This window comes from Halioglobus sp. HI00S01 (assembly GCF_001635445.1).
GTDB classification, from domain to species: Bacteria; Pseudomonadota; Gammaproteobacteria; order Pseudomonadales; family Halieaceae; genus Halioglobus; species Halioglobus japonicus.
The window spans coordinates 1-220 of record NZ_LWEE01000156.1; the positions used below are offsets into that span (position 1 = coordinate 1).

Below are 220 nucleotides of genomic sequence, written 5' to 3' on the forward strand. Positions count from 1 at the left end.
GTACTGCACTTTGAAAACGGCAGGCTGCACTGGCACCACATTTGCTGTACGCCCGGCGCCGGAATGCTGCCGGGTCGTCTGGATCGCTGGTTGATTAATGCTATGCGCCGCACCGGGCTCGATTGCGCCGAGCGCAAGACCTACCGCGACGAAGCGCTTAAGTTACGAGATTGGCTGGACACCCAGCCGGTGGAACTACCGGGCTGATCAGGCCGGGGGC

1 protein-coding gene is annotated in these 220 nt (G+C 62.3%); it reads left to right on the plus strand.

Annotation, left to right across the window (positions count from 1 at the left end):
• On the plus strand, positions 1 to 207 hold a 207-nt coding region (locus A3709_RS23855; protein ID WP_197484230.1), incomplete at its 5' end, for a hypothetical protein.
• Positions 208 to 220 lie beyond the last annotated feature (13 nt).